We start from the raw sequence: 20,087 nt of genomic DNA on the forward strand, positions 1-20,087 counted from the left end.
GCGGAGTTTTAGGAGGGCGCCCGCGGCAGGTCAATTGACGGTTTCTTGCTTGTTCCGAGGGGTGCGCACGCTGCCAACGCATGCCGCGGTGCGGACAACGTGGAAAACCCGCCTCCTCTGGCCAAACCGGTAGGAGCAGCAGGCGAAATTTTGTAGGTTGCGCCGCCCATGACCATGCAACAGCCCATTCCCGCGCCAGAACCTGAATCGACGCCCGCGCCGCAGGCGGAGGCCGCCGCGCGCGTCACGCCGATGATGGAACAGTACCTGGAGATCAAGGCGGCGCATCAGGGCCTGCTGCTGTTCTACCGGATGGGCGATTTCTACGAGCTGTTCTTCGAGGACGCCGAGATCGCCTCGAAGACGCTCGGCATCGTGCTCACCAAGCGCGGCAAGCATCAGGGCAACGACATCCCGATGTGCGGCGTGCCGGTCGAACGCTCCGAGGATTATCTGCATCGCCTGATCAGCGCCGGCCACCGGGTCGCCGTGTGCGAGCAGACCGAGGATCCCGCCGCTGCGAAAGCGCGCGGCAACAAGAGCGTCGTGCGCCGCGGCGTGGTGCGGCTGGTCACGCCAGGCACGCTGACCGAGGACACGCTGCTCGATGCGCGCGCCAACAACTATCTGCTGGCGATTGCGCGAGCGCGCTCGTCGGCCGGCGGCGACCGCTTCGGCCTTGCCTGGATCGATATCTCGACCGCCGAATTCACTGTGACGGAATGCTCTCACGGCGAGCTCGCCGCGACGCTGGCGCGCATCAATCCGAACGAGGCGATCGTCACCGACGCGCTTTTTGGCGACAACCAGCTCGGACAGACCTTTCGCGAGCTGCCGGCGGTGACGCCGGTGACCCGCGACGTCTTCGACGGCGCCACCGCCGAGAAGCGGCTGTGCGATTATTTCGCCGTCGCGACCATGGACGGGCTGGCACAGCTCTCGCGGCTGGAGGCCACGGCTGCGGCCGCCGCCGTCACCTATGTCGATCGCACCCAGGTCGGCAAGCACCCGCCGCTGTCGCCGCCCGCACGCGAAGCCTCCGGCGCGACCATGGCGATCGATCCGGCCACGCGCGCCAATCTTGAACTGACGCGGACGCTCGCGGGCGAACGTCGTGGCTCGCTGCTCGATGCCATCGACTGCACGGTAACCTCGGCCGGCTCGCGCCTGCTGGCGCAACGGCTCGCGGCGCCCTTGACCGATGCGCCCGCGATTGCGCGGCGGCTCGATGCCGTCAGCGCCTTCGTGGCGGATTCGGCCACGCGCGAGGACATCCGCAGCATCTTGCGCGGTGCGCCCGACATGTCGCGCGCGCTCGCCCGTCTCTCGGTCGGCCGCGGCGGACCGCGCGACCTCGCCGGCTTGCGCGACGGCATCGTCGCGGCCGACCAGGTGCTGGCGCGGCTCGGCGAGCTCGACCAGCCGCCGCTGGAGATCGCCGCAGTGATGGCCGCCCTGCAGCGTCCGTCGCGCGAGCTTGCCGCCGAATTTGCCCGCGCGCTCGACGAGCAGCTGCCGCTGATCAAGCGCGATGGCGGCTTCGTTCGTGCCGGCTACGAGCCGGCCCTCGATGAAGCGCGAAACCTGCGCGACGCCTCGCGCCTCGTAGTCGCCTCGATGCAGGCGCGCTACGCCGACGCGACCTCCGTCAAGGGTCTCAAGATCCGCCACAACAACGTGCTCGGCTATTTCGTCGAGGTTACCGCGCAGCACGGCGACAAGCTGATGTCGGCGCCGCTGAACGCGACCTTCATCCATCGCCAGACGCTGGCGGGCCAGGTGCGCTTCACCACCTCCGAGCTCGGAGAGATCGAAGCCAAGATCGCCAACGCCGGCGACCGCGCGCTCGGGCTCGAGCTCGAAATCTTCGAACGGCTCTGCGCCAAGGCGCTCGAGATCAGCGACGATCTGCGCGCGGCGGCGCAAGGCTTTGCGCTGCTCGACGTTGCGACGTCGCTGGCCAAGCTCGCGGTCGACGAGAACTATGTGCGGCCCGAGGTCGATGGCTCCCTCGGCTTTGCCATCGAGGCCGGCCGTCATCCCGTGGTCGAGCAGGCGCTGAAGCGCAATGGCGAGCCGTTCATCGCCAACGCCTGCGATCTCTCACCAAGTCCTGCGCAAAAATCCGGCCAGCTCTGGCTGCTGACCGGCCCGAACATGGCCGGTAAATCGACCTTCCTGCGCCAGAACGCGCTGATTGCGCTGCTGGCTCAAATCGGAAGTTTCGTGCCGGCCACCCGCGCGCGGATCGGCATCATCGACCGCCTGTTCTCGCGCGTCGGCGCCGCCGACGATCTCGCGCGCGGCCGCTCCACCTTCATGGTCGAGATGGTCGAGACCGCCGCGATCCTCAACCAGGCTGGCGAGCGCGCGCTGGTCATCCTCGACGAGATCGGCCGCGGCACCGCGACCTTCGACGGCCTTTCCATCGCCTGGGCCGCGATCGAGCATCTGCACGAAAGCAACCGCTGCCGCACGCTGTTCGCGACGCATTACCACGAGCTGACCGCACTCTCGGCAAAACTGCCGCGTATGTTCAACGCGACCGTGCGGGTGAAGGAGTGGCAGGGCAATGTCGTGTTCCTGCACGAGGTGCTGCCCGGTTCGGCCGACCGCTCCTACGGCATCCAGGTCGCCAAGCTCGCCGGCCTGCCGCCGGCCGTGATCACGCGCGCGAAATCCGTGCTGGCAAAACTCGAAGCCCAGGACCGCGGCCAGACCGCCCGCGCGCTCGCCGACGATCTGCCGCTGTTCGCGGTGCCCTCGCGCGCCGCCGCCGAAGCCGCGCCGCCGACCGAGGCCGAGCTGGTCATGGAAGCCGTGAAAGCGCTGCACCCGGACGAGATGTCGCCGCGCGAGGCGCTCGATGCGCTGTATGCGTTGAAGGCCAGGCTACCGAAGTAGTTCCAGCGAACCTTCGCCGCGATGCCGGGCTGAGTGCCGCAGCGGAATTGCGACGGCATGGCCGTGTTCGCCGGCATACCGGCCGTCAGCGGCTCGCCCTGGCAAACGGCTCGATCAGCTTCAAGGTCGCGGCGAGGCGGATGCTGCGCTTGCCGGCTAGCGCGGTCGCTTCCATTTCAGCGCCCTTGTCATTGCAGTGGCCGGAGAAGCCGATGCCCACCGCATAGCCACCGAACAAGGGATGCTCGCTCTTCGCCGGCGTGTGTTCCTGATTGACGAATTCGCCTTTCCAGCGACCGTTCGTCGAAGAATAGGCGCCGAGATAATAGAAGAAGGCATCGCCGCCGAGGATGCGGCCGTCGCGCAGCAACATCACGCCGGTATGGCCGCCGGTAATTCCGTCCAGCATCCGGATGTCGATCGAATAGAGTCCGCTGACGATGCCGCCCTCGCCGACCGCACCGGGCGGGGGAACGTCATCGTCGCCGAGCGGCGTCATCACGGCGCGAAACACCGAGACGTCCTCGACCACTTCTCCCTCGAAGCGGTAGAGCTTGCCCTGCTGTCGGCCGCGAATGCTGATTGTAACGGCGCCGGAACTGACCAGCGACCTGTGCTGTGGCGACCGGCTGTGGCGCTTCGTCCGGAGCCTGGCGACGATTTCGCCGTCCACAATCTCGTAGGTGCCGAAGTGGGCGAAGGCCGTGTTGCCGCCAAGCATTTTCCCGGCATGGGCGTACAGCACGCTGCGGCCGGAGCCGTCGTTGATATCGTATTCGACCTTGTACAATCCCTCCACCACACGCCCCGATCTTGTTCTGTTGCCAGTTTAGCGGGTCTGCCAGCCCCGGTAACTAACTATCCTGACGCAGGACTGAGGTCCCAAGCGTAAGCGTGCCTCACCTTACGAAGCGCGGCGCGGCTCATGCATCGCCCTCTTCCGTCGTCCCATCCACCACAGCGTCAGGTTCCAGCCGATGCAGGTGGCGAGTGCGCAACTCAAGCCGATCGCCGAGCCGAACTGCATGACGGCGACGTGCAGCACGGCAATCGCCATGCCGAAGCCGAGCAGGCCCCAGGCGGAGTTGGCGAGCACGGCGGCGGTCGGCGGGCCGCCGATGCGCGGATGCAGGATGACCATCATGCTGGTGAAGACGATCGGATAGAGCGCGATGACGCCGGAGACGCGCGGGCCGACCCAGCCCGAGGTCGAGATCACGATCGCGACGAGCGTTGCGACCAGCGAAGCACGGAACGGGATGTCGTACCAGCGGCGCGTCACCAGCGGCATCTTTACGTGGCGGTACTGCGCAAGCAGCGGAATGCAGATCCCGAAGGCGACCAGATTGACGGCGAGCCCGGCCATCAGGGTCCAGTCGAACAGACGGATGATGGACGCCAGCACGATCCACACCCCGACCGCGCTTCCGACACTCACGGCAAAACTGTGCCGCTGCGCCAGCACGACGTAGGTCAGCCCCAGGAAGATCGTCGCGGCGTTGACCGGAAGGCTCGACAGCGCACCCTGCGCGATGAAGGCGGCGTCATGGTCGATTGCGAGGAAGACGTAGGAAGGCCCCGCCGAGATCGGCAGGGTCGCCACCAGCGCGCCGATCACCGGGCCGGAGCGCTCGGTGATGACAGATGCCGACACCACGAAGGCCGCCGCAACCGCCATGCGCAAAAGAAGGAAGAGGATGTAAGAGAGGTCGACGGACATTTTTTCTTCTTGCCTTCCCCTCAAGGGGGAAGGTGGCAGTCACATCCGCTGCATCGACACCGAAACCTTCGGGCCGTTCTTGATGGTCTGATAGACCACGCAATAACGCTCGGTGAGTTTGAGCAGGAGATCAAGCTTGTCCTGCGGCGCATCGGTGTCGACTTCGAAGCGCAGGCGGATCTCGGCAAAGCCGACCGGAGTCTCCTTGTCGACGCCGAGCGTGCCGCGGAAGTCGAGATCGCCCTCGGCGTAGATGTTGCCGGTCTTCAGCGGAATCTCGATCGCAGTCGCGACCGACTTCAGCGTAACGCCGGCGCAGGCGACCAGCGCCTCAAGGAGCATGTCGCCCGAGCAGAGCTCGAGGCCGGAGCCGCCGGTGGCCGGATGCAGGCCGGCCATCGCGATGGCGCGGCCGGTCTCGACCTTGCAGGCGATGCCTTCGCTGTCGGTCGAGCCCTTCGCCTTCAGCGTGATCATCGCGGTCTTGGGATCGGTCTTGTAGCGTTCCTTGATCGGGGCCTGCATCTGGCGCAGTTCTGCGGCGTCCATCTTGTTCTCTCCCGGAAAGATCGTCTCCACGAAGTACCTGCTTGCGATGTACCGGCTCGGAGAGAAAATGTCACCACCACATGGCCTGACCGGGACCCTGGGTTGCGTCACGGTCAGGCACGTTGCGGTCGAGCGAACGGTCGAGTGACGTCAGCACACTTCGTTTGAAATTCTCGAACAGCGGCGAATTGCGGTCGCGCGGCCTGCCCAGATTGATCTCGATCTGGTCGAACAGCCGGCCCGGCCGCGGCCGCATCACCAGCACGCGATCGGCCAGCACCACGGCCTCGTCGACGTCGTGTGTGACGAGGATCAAGGTCGGCCGCGTGTCGGCCCAGAGGTCGAGCAGATGATCCTGCAGGTCGCGACGGGTGAAAGCGTCGAGCGCCGAGAACGGCTCGTCGAGCAGGAGCACCTCGGGCTGCGGCACCAGCGCCCGCGCAATCGCGACGCGCTGCGCCTGCCCGCCGGAGAGCTCGCGCGGCCAGGCCTCTGCCTTGTCGGCGAGGCCGACGCGGGCGAGCGCACGCGCCACCTTCTCGCGTCGCTCAGCGGGAGGCAGGTCCGCAAGCCCAAAGCCGATATTGTCGGCGACGCTGAGCCAGGGCAGCAGCCGCGGCTCCTGGAAGATGATGCCGATCTTGGCGTGCGGCGAGGCGATCGCTTCACTGTCGAGCGTCACCGTGCCGGAGCTGGCGCGGTCAAGACCGGCGATGGCGCGCAGCAATGTTGATTTGCCGCAGCCGGAGCCGCCGATGATGGCGAGGATCTCGCCCTGGCTGATCTCGGCCGAGAAGCGCGCCAGTGCCTGCACGCCGTTGGGATAGGTCTTGCTGACCCGGTCGAGCGCCAGCATCGCGTTACGCTCCCTTATCAAGTTTCTTTGGCGCGCCCGAAGGCGTCCTGCCAGCGCAGGAAGGGCATCGCTGCAAGTTCGATCAGCCAATCGGTCAGCTTGCCGAGGATGGCGAAGATCACGATCGCGGCCATGATCTGCGCGGGCTTGCCGAGCTGCTGGCCGTCGAGCAGGAGATAGCCGAGGCCTTCGGAGGCACCGATCAGCTCGGCCGCGACCACGAACATCCAGCCGAGACCGAGGCCGACGCGCAGAGACACGACGTAAGCAGGCAGCACCGCAGGCAGCAGGATGCGACGGATCATCGCAAACCCGGAGAGACGGAAGGTGCGGCCGACCTCGACGATCTTGCGATCGACCGAGAGGATCGCGCCCATCACGCCGAGATAGACCGGGAAGAACACACCGGCCGCGATCAGCGCGATCTTGGACGTCTCGAAAATGCCGAGCCAGAGGATGAACAGCGGCACCCACGCCAGCGACGGAATCGCACGCAGGGCCTGCACGGTCGGATCGAGCAGCCGCCGTGCCAGCGACCAGTAGCCGGAGATGGCGCCGAGCACCGTGCCTGCAACCACGCCGAACGCGAAGCCAAGACCGACGCGCCACAGCGTCGCGGCGATGTGGCGAACCAGCTCACCGGAGCGGGCGAGATCGGCGATGGTGGCGAAAACCCGCGAGGGCGGCGGCACCAGCCGGCCGTTGGACCAGCCGCGCCAGACCACGAGCTCCCAGCCGAGCGCGAGCGCCAACGGCAGCAACAACCCCAGCATCGGTCGCGCATAACGCGACAGCCGCGTGGGCGCGGCGGCGCGCTCGGCCGGTTCCGAGGATTGCTGCAGGACTGGAGCATCGGAGATCATGGCCGGTAGGAAGCGCGTCTGGCCGGGGAATGCAAGGGCGCCTCATACCCTCCCCTGCAGGGTCCCTCCAGGGGAAGGTAAGAGCATCTCAATTCGTCGGCAGCGGGACCTGGTCGTCGATCAGGGCATCCACGTTCGCCTTCACGTCGACCTTGGCATCGACGACGCCGGCCTGCTGCAGGGCAAGGCCCGCGGCAAGGATCGACTCGCGCTGGGGGGCGCCGATGCGGCTGTGGGTGAGCTCGGTGCGCTCCTTGAGCTGCTTGTCGACGACGGCGTCGGGAAGTTTTGTGACCGCGATGAAGGTCTTCTTCAGCTCGTCGTAATTCGCCAGCGAATATTTTCGCGCTTCTTCATAGACCGCGAGCACGCGGCGGACGGCGTCCGGATAGTCCTTCAGGAACTGCTCGCGCACATTGAGGATGCCCCAGGTGTTGGCGTCCGCCTTGCGATAGAACAGCTTTGCGCCCTCCTCGACCTCGGCCTGCGCCATCATGGGATCGAGACCGGCCCAGGCATCGACGTCGCCGCGGATCAGCGCGGTCTTGCCGTCGGCGTGCTGGAGCAGCACCGGGGTGATGTCCTTTTCGGTGAGGCCCGCGCCGAGCAGCGCGCGCACCAGGAAGATGTGCGGATCGGTGCCGCGCGTCACCGCGACGCGCTTGCCCTTGAGGTCGGCGACGCTTGCGATCTTGGAGTCCTTGCCCGTGACGAGCGCGGTCCACTCGGGGCGCGAATAGACATAGATCGACTTGATCGGGTTGCCGTTGATGCGGGCGACCAGCGCTGCCGAGCCCGCGGTCGAGCCGAAATCGATCGAACCGGCGTTGAGGAATTCGAGCGCCTTGTTCGAACCGGCCGACTGCACCCAGGTGATGGTGATGCCGTCCTTGGCAAACTCCTTCTCCAAGAGCCCCTTCTGCTTCAGGACCATCGACACTGGATTGTAGGTCGCCCAGTCGATGCGGATTTCCTTGAGCGGATCGGCAGCCCGCGCCGCGGGGGTCACGGCGAGCGCGACGGCCCCCGCCAAGAGAATACGTCGTGTCAAGTTGGTCATGCCCAGCCTCCTGCAAAACTTCATTGTTTTTCAATGAGTTATATCTAGAGGTCAACGAGAAAATCCCACCCTCGAAAGCGTGCGGCCTGAGGACAATTTTGCTCGATCCCGGCCTTTTCCAGCATGGAACGACTATTGCCAGAGAATGGCGGGTGACAGCGCCTGTCACCTCTTATATCCGGTGAGACATGGACAGCGTTGCGACCGAGCACAAGCCACAGGTGGATGATCGCTTCGACACCGCGCGGATCACCGCCGCGGTCGATGCGCTTGCCGAAAAGCATCAAGGCCGCGAGGACACGTTCCGCACCGCGACCGCGCAATTGCTCAAGGCCGAGCTTCTTGCGGCGCGCGCCGCGGCACAGGCAATCCTGCTGAAGGACCGCCACGGGCGCCGCTGCGCCGAGCGGCTGTGCCACGTGCAGGATGAGATCATCCGCATCCTCTATTCAGCCGCGACCCGTCATCTCTACCGCTCGCCGATCCCCAGCGGGGCGGAACGCATGGCGGTGGTCGCGACCGGCGGCTATGGCCGCGGCCTGATGGCACCCGAGTCCGACATCGATCTCTTGTTCATACTGCCCTACAAGCAGACCGCCTGGGGCGAACAGGTCGCCGAAGCCATCCTCTATTGCCTCTGGGACATGGGGCTGAAGGTCGGCCACGCCACGCGCTCGGTCGATGAATCGATCCGGCAGGCGCGCGGCGACATGACCATCCGCACCGCGATCCTGGAGACGCGCTTCCTCACCGGCGACCAGCCGCTCTATGACGAACTGGTCGCACGTTTCGACAAGGAAGTGGTGCAGGGCACCGCGTCCGAATTCGTCACCGCAAAACTCGCCGAGCGCGAGGAGCGGCATCGCCGCGGCGGCCAGTCGCGCTATCTGGTCGAGCCCAACGTCAAGGACGGCAAGGGCGCGCTACGCGACCTGCACACGCTGTTCTGGATCGCGAAATACGTCTATCGCGTCCGCGACACCGACGAACTGGTCGAGCGCGGCGTGTTCGACGCGCAGGAGTATCGCAGCTTCCGCCGCTGCGCCGACTTCCTCTGGTCGGTGCGCTGCAATCTGCATTTCTACTCCGGCCGCGCCGAAGAGCGCCTCTCCTTCGACCTCCAGCGCGAGATCGCGGTCCGGCTCGGCTACACCTCGCATCCCGGCATGCAGGACGTCGAGCGCTTCATGAAGCACTACTTCCTGGTCGCCAAGGAAGTCGGCAATCTCACCGCCATCCTCTGCGCCAAGCTCGAGGACCAGCAGGCCAAGCCCGCACCGGTGCTGAGCCGAATGATGGCGCGGCTGCGCCCCACGCCCGTGAAGCGGCGCGTGCCTGACAGCGACGACTTCATCGTCGACAACAACCGCATCAACGTTGCCGCGCCCGACGTCTTCAAGCACGATCCGGTCAATCTGATCCGCATCTTCCGCCTGGCGCAGAAGAACAACCTCGCCTTCCATCCGGACGCGATGCGCGACGTGACGCGCTCGCTCGGCCTGATCAACGCGCAGATGCGCGAGAATCCCGAGGCCAACCGGCTGTTCATGGAGATCCTGACCTCCGACAATGCCGAGATCGTGCTGCGTCGGATGAACGAGACCGGCGTGCTCGGCCATTTCATCCGCGCCTTCGGCAAGATCGTCTCGATGATGCAGTTCAACATGTATCATCACTACACGGTCGACGAACATCTGATCCGCTGCGTCGGCTTCCTCCAGGACATCGAGCGCGGAGGCATCGAGGAGTTCACGTTCGCCAGCGACCTGATGCGTAAGATTCGCCCCGAGCATCGTTCGGTGATCTACATCACGACGCTGCTGCACGACATCGCCAAGGGACGGCCCGAGGATCATTCGATCGCGGGCGCCAAGGTCGCGCGCCGGCTCTGCCCGCGGCTCGGCTTCAGCGCCGCCGACACCGAGCTCGTGGCCTGGCTGATCGAGGAGCACCTCACGATGTCCACGGTCGCGCAGTCGCGCGACCTCTCCGACCGCAAGACCATCGAGAATTTCGCCGCCGTGGTGCAGTCGGTCGAGCAGATGAAGCTGCTCACCATCCTGACCACCGCCGACATCCGTGGCGTCGGTCCGGGCGTGTGGAACGGCTGGAAGGCGCAGCTGCTGCGCTCGCTTTATTACGAGACCGAACCGGTGCTGACCGGCGGGTTCTCGGAGGTCGACCGCGGCAAGCGCCTGACGGCTGCCTACGCCGAATTCCGGCATGCCTTCGCCGAATGGCCCGCCGACGAGCTCGATGCCTATGTCGGCCGGCACTACCCGGCCTACTGGCTCAAGGTCGAGCTGCCGCGCAAGATTCGCCACGCCCGCTTCGTGCGGTCGAGCGAACAGGCCGGCCACAAGCTCGCGATCAATGTCGGCTTCGACGAGGTGCGCGGCGTCACCGAGCTCACCATCTTCGCCGCCGACCATCCCTGGCTGCTGTCGATCATTGCGGGCGCCTGCGCTTCGGCCGGCGCCAACATCGTCGACGCCCAGATCTACACCACGACCGACGGCCGCGCGCTCGACACGATCTCGATCTCCCGGGAATACGACCGCGACGAGGACGAGGGGCGGCGCGCCACGCGCATCGGCGAGATGATCGAGGACGTGCTGGAAGGCAAGCTGCGCCTGCCCGAAGTGGTGGCGCGGCGCACCGTGCGCAGCAAGGCGCGGCCTTTCGTGATCGAGCCGGAAGTGACCATCAACAATCAATGGTCCGACCGCTACACCGTGATCGAAGTCTCCGGCCTCGACCGCCCCGGCCTGCTCTACGAGCTGACCACCGCGATCTCGAAGCTCAATCTCAACATCGCCTCTGCCCATGTCGCGACCTTCGGCGAGCGTGCCCGCGACGTGTTCTACGTCACCGATCTGCTCGGCGCGCAGATCAGCGCACCGACCCGCCAGGCGGCGATCAAGAGCGCGCTGACCCACGTGATGGCCGGCGACAAGGCGGTTGCGGCTCCAGCGGCGTGACTTTCGTCATTCCGCGCCTGCGGCGACCGCCTTGCTCATCATCGCGCCGGCTTTTGTTCGGAGTGTCGCAGCACGCTCACCAGTGCAGACAGCGCGGCTGGTTGATGCTGGCGACTGGGATAATACATGAAGAAGCCAGGAATTGGCGGCGTCCAATCCTCCAGCACCCGAACAAGGCGACCCTTCGCAATATCTCCGGCGACCTGTTCTTCATAGGCGAGTCCGATACCAACTCCAGCTAGCGCCGCCTGAATTACCAGGTGAGTATCGTCAATTATAAGTGGGCCGTTCACGTTGATCGTGACCGACTTTCGTCCCTGCTCAAACTCCCACCGATATGGACCACCTGCGAGACGCAGGGTAATGCACCGATGATCGTTGAGATCCTTTGGCTTCTCGGGGATGCCTCGTGAAGCGAAATAGCGCGGCGACCCTACTACCGCCAATCGCAGTTCGGGCGTGACACGAACCGCGATCATGTCCTTTTGAATGTACTCGCCAAGCTGAATACCGGCATCGAACTCGCCTGCAACAAGGTCCACAGGGCCAGTGACGGTGACAACATCCAAAACGATGTCAGGGTACGCCTCAGCGAAGGCTCTGAGCCGCGGTAACAAGACCATCACGGCAGCTGATCGCGACATTACAATTCGAAGGCGACCTTCGGGTCGGTGCCGAACGCTTCGGGCTTTGTCGAGGGCATGCCGAATTTGCTCAAGCGCCGGAGAGAGGTCTTCCAAAAGAGCCGCCCCCGCAGCGGTTGGTGCAACGCTCTTGGTTGTTCGCGCGAGCAGCTGCAGCTCAAGCCGTTGTTCAAGCCTCCGGATCGTGTGGCTCAAGGCCGACTGAGACACGCCCAGCTTTATCGCAGCGCGTGTAAAGCTTCGTTCGCTGGCCACGACTGCAAACGTCGCGAGTTCGTTCATTTCATTTGTCATCGTTTATGAATATCGCTCATGAGCCCATGCCATGCAATACGTCTAGTCTCATAAGCCAGTTTGCCGTAGCCATAGGCAAGCAGGTGACGCTCGGCACGGCTGGCCGAGCTGCATGAATGAGTTCGGTGTAACAGCTTGAGGATGACGATGGATAGAGACGTTCCCGCCTTGCGCTCGCTTGCGCAGACCTACTTCGATGCTGCCTATGAAATGGATGCTGAGAAATTTGCATCCATATTCCACTCGTTGAGTTCGGTGACGAAGGTCGCCGAGGACGGCAATGTGGGCGTGACGCCGATTGCGGCGTGGCTAACAGCGGTCCGTAACATGAAAGCTCCGAAGCAACACGACTTCGAGCGAAATGATCAGATCCTATCAATGGACATTGAAGGAGAGCTCGCGCTCTTGAGGGTGAAATTGCACATTCCGCCGCGTTCCTTCACGGACCTGTTGTCATGCTTAAGGGTGAACGGAACCTGGAAGATCGTGCAGAAAGTGATGACGTCGACAGTCTGAGGGATTCTGTTACGGAGCTGCCATCAGATCTTTCAAACCTCCACGCCCTCATGCCGCAGCAGCCAGCGTTTGCGCTCCAGTCCGCCGCCATATTTCACCAGCGAACCATCAGCGCCGATCAGCCGGTGGCACGGCAGCACCACGCTGATCGGGTTGGAGCCATTGGCGTGGCCGACGGCGCGAATGGCCTTGGGCATCCCGATCTTCGCCGCGAGCGCGCCGTAGCTCATCGTGGTGCCGGCGGGGATTTTTGCCAGCGCGGTCCAGACCTTTTGCTGGAATGGCGTGCCGGCGATCCGCCATGCGATGCGAGAGAGTTGACCGAGATCGCCCTCAAAATAAGCCGACAGCGCCGTCTTCATCGCCGTCGGCGCAGCCTGATCCGCCAGGTCCACTGCGCCATGATGCAGGCGCAAGAGCTCGCGCATGCGGTGCTCGTAATCGTCCCAGTCGAGCGCGCGCAACGCGCCGTCGGCATCGGTGACAAGCAACGCTATCCCGATCGGCGTCGCCAGCCGATCGAGGCCGAAACGTTCGGGAGTCCTGGTTGATCGAGCGGCCATTGCGTCACCTTGCATCGGAACACGCTTCGCACTTTCCATGCCGGCCATGCTAACGTCCACCCGAAAGCTGACGCTTTTGGCGGGGAGCTCAACTTGATCTGGATCGCCAATAGCCTGGTGGCGCTGGTCGCCGCACTGCACGCCTATTTCCTGATCCTGGAGATGTTCCTCTGGGACAAGCCGCAGGGCTTGAAGGTTTTCCGCAATACGCCGGAGAAGGCCGAGATCACGAAAGTGCTGGCCGCCAACCAGGGCCTCTATAACGGCTTCCTCACTGCCGGCCTGATCTGGGGTCTCGTCCACGGCAATCCGGCCGTCGCGTTCCAGATCAAGGTGTTCTTTCTGCTCTGCGTGATCGTGGCCGGCGCCTATGGCGCGGCGACCGTCAGCACGCGCATCCTGATCGTGCAGGCGCTGCCGGCGGCGATCGCGCTGGCTGCATTGTTCCTGGCCTGAAAGCCTAAGACCTTAGCCTGAGACGCTACGGCGCGGCGCCGCGATCCTTGCGCGGCGCCTGCCCTTCCTCCACACTCTCCGGCAGCGAGGGCGACCGTTGCAACCAACGGGAAAAGACCGTCGACCGGAAAATTCCGTCAGGAGGAACAACCCAACATGAGCAATCGCAGAGCCTTCATAGCTGCCACGGCGGCGCTCGCCTTCGTGTTCTCCGCCAACCAAGCTCTCGCCCAGAAGAAATACGACACCGGCGCGAGCGACACCGAAATCAAGATCGGCCAGACCGTGCCGTTCTCGGGCCCCTATTCCGTCTACGCCAATATCGGCAAGACGCAGGCTGCCTACTTCAAGATGATCAACGATCAGGGCGGCATCAACGGCCGCAAGATCAACCTGATCCAATACGACGACGCCTATTCGCCGCCGAAGACCGTCGAGCAGGTGCGCAAGCTAGTCGAAGGCGACGAAGTCCTCTTCACCTTCCAGATCATCGGCACGGCCGCCAACGCTGCCGTGCAAAAATATCTCAACGGCAAGAAGATCCCGCAGCTCCTCGCCTCGACTGGCGCAGCGCGCTTCAACGATCCGCAGAACTACCCTTGGACCATTGCCTACAATCCCAACTACATCTCCGAGGGACGCATCTACGCCAAGTACATTCTCAAGGAGCATCCGAACGCCAAGATCGGCGTGCTCTACCAGAACGACGACATGGGCCGCGACTATCTGGCCGGCCTGAAGAGCGGCCTCGGCGACAAGGCCGCCAGCATGATTGTCGGCGAAGTTTCCTACGAGGTCACCGACCCGACGGTGGACTCGCAGGTGGTCAAGCTGAAAACGATGGGTGCCGATCTTTTCTACGATGCCTCGACGCCGAAGTTCGCGGCACAGGCTATCAAGAAGGTCGCCGAGCTCGGCTGGACTCCGGTGCACATCGTCGACATCAATGCGAGCCCGATCTCGGCGACGTTGAAGCCGGCTGGCCTCGACATCTCCAAGGGCATCATCTCGACCCAATATGGCAAGGAGCCCAGCGACCCGCAGTGGAAGGACGACCCGGGCGTGAAGGCCTTCTTCGCCTTCATGGACAAGTATTTCCCCGAGGGCGACAAGCTCAACACTGTAAACACCTATGGCTACTCGGTGGCCGAGCTGCTGGTGCAGGTCCTGAAGCAATGCGGCGACGACCTGTCGCGAGAGAACGTGATGAAGCAGGTCGCCAACATCAAGGACTTCACCCCGAGCTTTGCACTGCCCGGCATCAAGATCAACACCGGCCCGAACGACTACCGCGTCAACAAGCAGATGCAGATGATGAAGTTCAACGGCGAACGCTGGGAGCTGTTCGGACCGATCATCGAGGACTCGGGGCCGGCAGGTTAGTAACTTCGTAGGGGTGGGTTCGCCAACCCACCCCTACGAACTGCGGGCGCTTCCCCGCCTTGCGTTGCAACAATCACTCCGCCACACTCGCCCTCAGCGACGGCACCGGACGCGCAGTGCGTCCGGCAGACCATCTGCAATAACAGACCGAGGAAATTGCGAATGAGGAATGGAATTCTGCATCTGGCCACGGCAACGGCGCTGACCCTGGCGCTGTCGGTCTCTGCGGCCAATGCCCAAAAGAAATATGATCCGGGCGCCAGCGACACCGAGATCAAGGTCGGACAGACCATGCCGTTTTCGGGACCGGCGTCGGCCTATTCGTCGATCGGCAAGACCCAGGCCGCCTATTTCAAGATGATCAACGACCAGGGCGGCGTCAATGGTCGCAAGATCAATCTGATCCAGTATGACGACGCCTATTCGCCGCCGAAAGCCGTGGAGCAGATCCGCAAGCTCGTCGAGAGCGACGAGGTGCTGCTGACCTTTCAGATCATCGGCACGCCCGTGAATGCGGCCGTCCAGAAATATCTCAACTCCAAGAAGGTGCCGCAGCTGTTCGCGGCCACCGGCGCCTCGCGGTTCACCGACCCGAAGAACTTCCCGTGGACGATGGGTTTCAATCCGAATTACTTCGTCGAGGGCCGCATCTACGGCCAGTACATTCTGAAGGAGCATCCGAACGCGAAGATCGGCGTGCTCTATCAGAATGACGACCTCGGCAAGGACTATCTGAACGGCATCAAGGCCGGCCTCGGCGACAAGGCCGCCAAGATGATCGTGACCGAAGCGTCGTACGAAGTCTCCGATCCGACCGTCGATTCGCAGATCCTCAAGATCAAGGACGCCGGCGCCGACCTGTTCTTCAGCGCGACGACGCCGAAGCAGGCCGCGCAGGCGATCAAGAAGATCGCCGAGATGGGCTGGCATCCGGTTCAGATCGTCGACATCAATGCCACCTCCGTCGGCGCGGTGCTGAAGCCGGCAGGCCTCGATGCCGCCAAGGGCCTGATCAGCGTCAACTACGGCAAGGAGCCGCTGGATCCGACCTGGAAGGACGACGCCGGTCTGAAGAAGTATTTCGACTTCATGGCCAAGTACTATCCTGATGGCGACAGGGACTCGAACTTCAACACTTACGGCTATAGTACGGCGCAGCTGCTGGTGCATGTGCTGAAGCAGTGCGGCGACGACCTGACCCGCGAGAACGTCATGAAGCAGGCGGCCTCGCTGAAGGACGTCACCAGCGACACCGCGCTCCCCGGCATCAAGGCCAACACCTCGCCGACCGACTACCGCGTCAACAAGCAGCTTCAGATGATGAAGTTCAATGGCGAGCGCTGGGAGCTGTTCGGGCCGATCCTGGAGGACGCAGGTCCGGCGGGTTAGCCACCGAGCTCTGAAATCCAATCGGCGGCCTGCGGGCCGCCGATTTTTTTGGAGCGTCTACGTCGGTATCTCCCCAAAGTTTTTTCCGACCGGCAGCACCGCGTGCCGGATCAGGCGCGAATCCTCCACTGCGGCCTGGCGGTGCTTGACCGCCTCGCGATAGACGGGGTCGCGGATCATCTCGACGAAGGCGGCGACGCTGGGGTATTCGGCGATGAAGCAGTGGTCCCAGCGCTCGTCCTGCGGACCGATCAGCATCAGCTCGAACTTGCCTTGCCAGACGATGCGGCCGCCGAGGCGCTCGAACACGGGGCCGCTTTCGCGACCATAGGCCGCATAGGCCTCCGCGCCGGAAGCTTTCCGACCGTCGGGATACGCCGCCTCTTTGCGCAAGCGCACCAGGTTGAGCATGTGGATCGGGCCGGGGCGGTTGTTGTCCCGGAATTGCGCGAAGATTTCCTTGGTCGGATCGATGTGGCTCATTCGAGTTCCCTCTTTTTTATGGCCGCGATCCTAACTCTGTCGCGGAATGAGCGGAACTGCGGCCTGGGAATGCCGCACCTCCTAATCGGACGTTAAGCACGGGGTAACGGGGCCTTAAACCCCGACCGCTAGCGTGCGACGGGGCGGGATGACCAGGCGTTTGCGTATGGGGTCGGGAAAGAAAAAGGGTGGGCGGAAGGAGCCGTTGTTCGGCTTGCCCGCGGCGCTCGCCGATCTGCGCCTGACGGCGGCGGACCGCATTCCCGGCGGCGGCGAGGACAAGCCGAAAAAGTCCGCCGGCAAGCGCAAGGCCGACACGTCCCACGATGAGCCGCCGCGCGAGCGGAAGGCACAAGCGAGCCGCAGCGGCGCCAAGCGCCGGTCGAAATCATCCTTCAGCGCCGGCCTCGGCCGCCTCGTCTATTGGGGCGCCGTGCTGAGCCTGTGGGGCGTGATCGCCGTGATCGGCGTGGTGATCTGGGTCGGCGCCCATCTGCCGCCGATCCAGTCGCTGGAAATTCCCAAACGCCCGCCGACGATCCAGATCGTCGGCATGGACGGCAGCCTGCTGGCGCAGCGTGGCGAGATGGCCGGCGCCAACGTGTCGCTGAAGGACCTGCCGCCCTACCTGCCCAAGGCGTTCATCGCCATCGAAGACCGCCGCTTCTATTCGCATTTCGGCATCGACCCCGTCGGCATTTTGCGTGCCCTCGTCACCAACGTGCTCCATCGCGGCGTGTCGCAGGGCGGCTCGACGCTAACGCAGCAGCTCGCCAAAAACCTGTTCCTGACCCAGGAACGCACCATGGCGCGCAAGCTGCAGGAGGCGGAGCTCGCGATCTGGCTGGAACGCAAGCATTCCAAGAACGAGATCCTGGAGCTCTATCTCAACCGCGTCTATTTCGGCTCCGGCGCCTACGGCGTCGAAGCCGCCGCGCAGAAATATTTCGGCAAGCCGGCCAAGAACGTGACGGTGGCGGAAGCCGCGATGCTGGCTGGCCTGGTCAAATCGCCCTCGCGCCTTGCGCCGAACCGCAATCCCGAAGGCGCGGAAGCGCGCGCGCAAATCGTGCTCGCGGCAATGGCGGATGCCAAGTTCATCACCGAGGCGCAGGCCCAGGCTTCGATCGGCCATCCCTCCTACAATGTGAAGCCGGTCGGCGCCGGCACCGTGAACTACGTCGCCGATTGGATCGGCGAGGTGCTGGACGATCTCGTCGGCCAGATCGACGACAGCATCAAGGTCGAGACCACGATCGATCCGAAACTCCAGGCCGTGGCTGAGGCTGCCGTCATCGACGAGCTCGCGGCCAAGAGCGTGAAGTTCAACGTCAGCCAGGGCGCGCTGGTGGCGATGACGCCCGACGGCGCGGTGCGCGCCATGGTCGGCGGCCGGAACTACTCCGACAGCCAGTACAACCGCGCGGTGACCGCGAAGCGCCAGCCGGGCTCCTCGTTCAAGCCGTTCGTCTATCTGACGGCGATGGAGCAGGGGCTGACGCCGGACACCGTCCGCCAGGACGCGCCGATCGAGGTCAAGGGCTGGAAGCCCGAGAACTACACGCATGAATATTTCGGCGCGGTGACGCTGACGCAGGCGCTGGCGATGTCGCTCAATACCGTCGCCATCCGCCTCGGCCTCGAGGTCGGGCCGAAGAACGTGGTGCGCACCGCGCACCGGCTCGGCATTTCCTCGAAGCTCGAGCCCAACGCCTCGATTGCGCTCGGCACCTCGGAAGTCTCCGTGGTCGAGTTGGTCGGCGCCTATGCGCCGTTCGCCAATGGCGGCTTCGCCGTCGCGCCGCATGTGGTGACGCGGATCAGGACACTCGACGGCAAGCTGCTCTACATGCGCCAGCCCGAGGAACATAACCAGGTGATCGAGCCGCGTTACGTCGGCATGATGAACAGTATGATGCGGGAGACGCTGATCTCCGGCACGGCCAAGAAGGCCGAGATCCCGGGCTGGCAGGCGGCCGGCAAGACCGGCACCAGCCAGGATTACCGCGACGCCTGGTTCATCGGCTACACGTCGAACCTCGTCACCGGCGTCTGGCTCGGCAATGACGACAATTCGCCGACCAAGAAGGCCACCGGCGGCGGCTTGCCGGTCGAAGTCTGGACCCGCTTCATGCGCACCGCGCACGAAGGCGTGCAGGTGGCCGCCCTGCCGAACCTGCAAAGCAATTGGGGGCCGGCGAACCTCGTGCAGATCTCCTCGCAGGTGTCGCCGCCAACACAGACGGCAGCAGCCGGCCCCGCAGCGGCGCCGGTCGGCACTGGCGGCTATCGCCCACCACCGCCGACGCGCACCAACGTCAATGCGCGGCCGGAAGCGGCCGCAGGGCTTGATGGCTGGCTGATGGACCGGCTGTTCGGCGGAAATCGCTAGCTTTGGCCCGAGGTCCCGATGCCCTCATTTCAAAAACGCGAAAACAACCCCATGCACAGTAGCCGGCCTGTTGCGGCGTGATGCGTCGCGAATTGGTCGAAAGCCTTGATGTGATGGAGCAAAATGCAATCGCCCGCACAAGGCGGGCGATCCAGCGTCAAATGCAACAACGGCGCACCCTAATCCTCGACCCCGTACCGGTGCAGATCGTTGCCGTAGGTGTCGAGCCACTTCTTGGCGCGCTCCATCGACGGGCAGATCTTGCCGCAGACGCGCCAGAAGCGGGCGGAGTGGTTCATCTCGACGAGATGCGCCACTTCATGCGCGGCGAGGTAGTCGAGCACGTAGGGCGGCGCCAGGATCAGGCGCCAGGAGAACGACAGCGAGCCGGCCGAGGTGCACGAGCCCCAGCGGCTGGACTGATCGCGGATCGAGAGCCGCTTCACCTTGACGCCGAGCTCGGCGGCGTGGGTCTGGGCTGAACGCTGCAGATCGTGGCGCGCCTCGCGCTTGAGGAAGTCGCTGACGCGGCGATCGACATGCTCGAGGCCGCCGGCGACGCAGAGAATGCGTTCACCGCTGTCGCGAATTTCGGTCCACACCGTGCCGCGCGTGCCGGCGCGATGCACGATGCGATGGGAAACGCCGCGGAGAGGTATCACTGTGCCAGGCTGGAACGGTGCAGCTTTCGGCAAACGACCAAGACGCGCCGCGATCCACGCACCGTGACGCTGCGCGAAGTCTTTTGCTTCAGCGAGCGTGCCGCGCGGCGGGATCGTGAGGATCGCTTCGCGGTCGCTCGGATGAATTCTGAGCGTGTAACGGCGCGCTCGGCGGTGCCTGCGCAGCCGAATCGCAAAGAATTGCGATCCATGAGTGATGACGAGGGTCTTCGGTTCGTGGGGCCGACGATAGAGGAGCGCGCGTGTGGCCATGTCTGTCAGTCCGGGGGGCAAGAGTTCGCCCGGATTCTGCCATAACCGCCGCCAGGGAAAGCGCTCGGCGCAAAAACAAATCATTTGCCCAATATACAG

At 64.3% G+C, this 20,087-nt stretch carries 17 protein-coding genes; 7 read left to right on the forward strand and 10 right to left on the reverse strand.

Annotation, left to right across the window (positions count from 1 at the left end):
* The first annotated feature begins 168 nt into the window (after positions 1-168).
* On the forward strand, positions 169-2,904 hold the full coding sequence (mutS, locus tag K3F49_RS18110) for a DNA mismatch repair protein MutS (RefSeq protein WP_234682306.1): 2,736 nt from the start codon (positions 169-171) through the stop codon (positions 2,902-2,904).
* A gap of 85 nt (positions 2,905-2,989) precedes the next feature.
* Here the strand turns inward: mutS and K3F49_RS18115 are convergent, their stop codons facing one another.
* From K3F49_RS18115 to K3F49_RS18140, 6 genes are all read right to left on the reverse strand, one after another.
* Positions 2,990-3,706: a hypothetical protein gene (locus K3F49_RS18115; protein WP_234682307.1), complete on the reverse strand. Its 717-nt coding sequence runs from the start codon at positions 3,704-3,706 to the stop codon at positions 2,990-2,992.
* Between the two features lie 102 nt (positions 3,707-3,808).
* The gene (locus K3F49_RS18120; RefSeq protein ID WP_234682308.1) at positions 3,809-4,624 is read right to left on the reverse strand and encodes a hypothetical protein; all 816 of its coding nucleotides are present in this window, start codon (positions 4,622-4,624) and stop codon (positions 3,809-3,811) included.
* 39 nt (positions 4,625-4,663) lie between these two features.
* Positions 4,664-5,173 carry an OsmC family protein gene (locus tag K3F49_RS18125; protein WP_234682309.1) on the reverse strand — a complete coding sequence of 170 codons (510 nt, stop codon included), beginning with the start codon at positions 5,171-5,173 and terminating at the stop codon, positions 4,664-4,666.
* 70 nt (positions 5,174-5,243) lie between these two features.
* Positions 5,244-6,029, reverse strand: coding sequence for an ABC transporter ATP-binding protein (locus K3F49_RS18130; protein ID WP_234682310.1), 786 nt, complete (start codon positions 6,027-6,029; stop codon positions 5,244-5,246).
* A gap of 17 nt (positions 6,030-6,046) precedes the next feature.
* Positions 6,047-6,892, reverse strand: a complete 846-nt coding sequence (locus K3F49_RS18135) for an ABC transporter permease (RefSeq protein WP_234682311.1) — start codon at positions 6,890-6,892, stop codon at positions 6,047-6,049.
* An 88-nt stretch (positions 6,893-6,980) separates the two neighbouring features.
* Complete coding sequence (locus tag K3F49_RS18140) at positions 6,981-7,952, reverse strand: aliphatic sulfonate ABC transporter substrate-binding protein (protein ID WP_234682312.1); 972 nt, start codon at positions 7,950-7,952, stop codon at positions 6,981-6,983.
* Positions 7,953-8,140: 188 nt separating this feature from the next.
* On the opposite strand from K3F49_RS18140, the gene K3F49_RS18145 reads away from it, so the two are divergent.
* On the forward strand, positions 8,141-10,933 hold the full coding sequence (locus tag K3F49_RS18145; protein WP_234682313.1) for a [protein-PII] uridylyltransferase: 2,793 nt from the start codon (positions 8,141-8,143) through the stop codon (positions 10,931-10,933).
* Positions 10,934-10,971: 38 nt separating this feature from the next.
* Here the strand turns inward: K3F49_RS18145 and K3F49_RS18150 are convergent, their stop codons facing one another.
* Positions 10,972-11,859, reverse strand: coding sequence for a LysR family transcriptional regulator (locus K3F49_RS18150; protein WP_234682314.1), 888 nt, complete (start codon positions 11,857-11,859; stop codon positions 10,972-10,974).
* Positions 11,860-12,018: 159 nt separating this feature from the next.
* On the opposite strand from K3F49_RS18150, the gene K3F49_RS18155 reads away from it, so the two are divergent.
* Entirely contained in the window at positions 12,019-12,387 is a 369-nt protein-coding gene (locus K3F49_RS18155; RefSeq protein ID WP_234682315.1) for a nuclear transport factor 2 family protein, read from the forward strand.
* 32 nt (positions 12,388-12,419) lie between these two features.
* Here the strand turns inward: K3F49_RS18155 and K3F49_RS18160 are convergent, their stop codons facing one another.
* Complete coding sequence (locus K3F49_RS18160; RefSeq protein WP_234682316.1) at positions 12,420-12,950, reverse strand: methylated-DNA--[protein]-cysteine S-methyltransferase; 531 nt, start codon at positions 12,948-12,950, stop codon at positions 12,420-12,422.
* A 162-nt stretch (positions 12,951-13,112) separates the two neighbouring features.
* Between K3F49_RS18160 and K3F49_RS18165 the strand changes: the two genes are divergently transcribed.
* The 3 genes from K3F49_RS18165 to K3F49_RS18175 all read left to right on the forward strand — a co-directional run bounded on the left by K3F49_RS18165 (position 13,113) and on the right by K3F49_RS18175 (position 16,178).
* A complete protein-coding gene (locus K3F49_RS18165; protein WP_234682520.1) occupies positions 13,113-13,406 on the forward strand; it encodes a DUF1304 domain-containing protein in 294 nt (97 codons plus the stop codon).
* Between the two features lie 156 nt (positions 13,407-13,562).
* A complete protein-coding gene (locus K3F49_RS18170) occupies positions 13,563-14,789 on the forward strand; it encodes an ABC transporter substrate-binding protein (protein WP_234682317.1) in 1,227 nt (408 codons plus the stop codon).
* A 162-nt stretch (positions 14,790-14,951) separates the two neighbouring features.
* Positions 14,952-16,178, forward strand: coding sequence for an ABC transporter substrate-binding protein (locus tag K3F49_RS18175; protein WP_234682318.1), 1,227 nt, complete (start codon positions 14,952-14,954; stop codon positions 16,176-16,178).
* 57 nt (positions 16,179-16,235) lie between these two features.
* On the opposite strand, the gene K3F49_RS18180 is transcribed toward K3F49_RS18175, so the two are convergent.
* Complete coding sequence (locus K3F49_RS18180; protein ID WP_234682319.1) at positions 16,236-16,661, reverse strand: DUF1330 domain-containing protein; 426 nt, start codon at positions 16,659-16,661, stop codon at positions 16,236-16,238.
* 166 nt (positions 16,662-16,827) lie between these two features.
* Here K3F49_RS18180 and K3F49_RS18185 point away from each other — a divergent pair, with 166 nt between their 5' ends.
* The gene (locus tag K3F49_RS18185; RefSeq protein WP_234682320.1) at positions 16,828-19,053 is read left to right on the forward strand and encodes a transglycosylase domain-containing protein; all 2,226 of its coding nucleotides are present in this window, start codon (positions 16,828-16,830) and stop codon (positions 19,051-19,053) included.
* Between the two features lie 179 nt (positions 19,054-19,232).
* Here the strand turns inward: K3F49_RS18185 and K3F49_RS18190 are convergent, their stop codons facing one another.
* Positions 19,233-20,072 (reverse strand): M48 family metallopeptidase, encoded by an 840-nt coding sequence (locus K3F49_RS18190; protein ID WP_234682321.1) that lies wholly within the window; start codon positions 20,070-20,072, stop codon positions 19,233-19,235.
* Positions 20,073-20,087: the final 15 nt, after the last annotated feature.

The organism is Bradyrhizobium monzae (assembly GCF_021458635.1).
Lineage (GTDB): Bacteria > Pseudomonadota > Alphaproteobacteria > Rhizobiales > Xanthobacteraceae > Bradyrhizobium.

Excerpts from the sequence above, each read along its gene's own strand:
- mutS (WP_234682306.1), top strand. The coding sequence starts at position 169 with ATGACCATGCAACAGCCCATTCCCGCGCCAGAACCTGAATCGACGCCC.
- K3F49_RS18120 (WP_234682308.1), bottom strand. The coding sequence starts at position 4,624 with ATGTCCGTCGACCTCTCTTACATCCTCTTCCTTCTTTTGCGCATGGCG.
- K3F49_RS18125 (WP_234682309.1), bottom strand. The coding sequence starts at position 5,173 with ATGGACGCCGCAGAACTGCGCCAGATGCAGGCCCCGATCAAGGAACGC.
- K3F49_RS18130 (WP_234682310.1), bottom strand. The coding sequence starts at position 6,029 with ATGCTGGCGCTCGACCGGGTCAGCAAGACCTATCCCAACGGCGTGCAG.
- K3F49_RS18135 (WP_234682311.1), bottom strand. The coding sequence starts at position 6,892 with ATGATCTCCGATGCTCCAGTCCTGCAGCAATCCTCGGAACCGGCCGAG.
- K3F49_RS18140 (WP_234682312.1), bottom strand. The coding sequence starts at position 7,952 with ATGACCAACTTGACACGACGTATTCTCTTGGCGGGGGCCGTCGCGCTC.
- K3F49_RS18145 (WP_234682313.1), top strand. The coding sequence starts at position 8,141 with ATGGACAGCGTTGCGACCGAGCACAAGCCACAGGTGGATGATCGCTTC.
- K3F49_RS18150 (WP_234682314.1), bottom strand. The coding sequence starts at position 11,859 with ATGAACGAACTCGCGACGTTTGCAGTCGTGGCCAGCGAACGAAGCTTT.
- K3F49_RS18155 (WP_234682315.1), top strand. The coding sequence starts at position 12,019 with ATGGATAGAGACGTTCCCGCCTTGCGCTCGCTTGCGCAGACCTACTTC.
- K3F49_RS18160 (WP_234682316.1), bottom strand. The coding sequence starts at position 12,950 with ATGGCCGCTCGATCAACCAGGACTCCCGAACGTTTCGGCCTCGATCGG.
- K3F49_RS18165 (WP_234682520.1), top strand. The coding sequence starts at position 13,113 with ATGTTCCTCTGGGACAAGCCGCAGGGCTTGAAGGTTTTCCGCAATACG.
- K3F49_RS18170 (WP_234682317.1), top strand. The coding sequence starts at position 13,563 with ATGAGCAATCGCAGAGCCTTCATAGCTGCCACGGCGGCGCTCGCCTTC.
- K3F49_RS18175 (WP_234682318.1), top strand. The coding sequence starts at position 14,952 with ATGAGGAATGGAATTCTGCATCTGGCCACGGCAACGGCGCTGACCCTG.
- K3F49_RS18180 (WP_234682319.1), bottom strand. The coding sequence starts at position 16,661 with ATGAGCCACATCGATCCGACCAAGGAAATCTTCGCGCAATTCCGGGAC.
- K3F49_RS18185 (WP_234682320.1), top strand. The coding sequence starts at position 16,828 with ATGGGGTCGGGAAAGAAAAAGGGTGGGCGGAAGGAGCCGTTGTTCGGC.
- K3F49_RS18190 (WP_234682321.1), bottom strand. The coding sequence starts at position 20,072 with ATGATTTGTTTTTGCGCCGAGCGCTTTCCCTGGCGGCGGTTATGGCAG.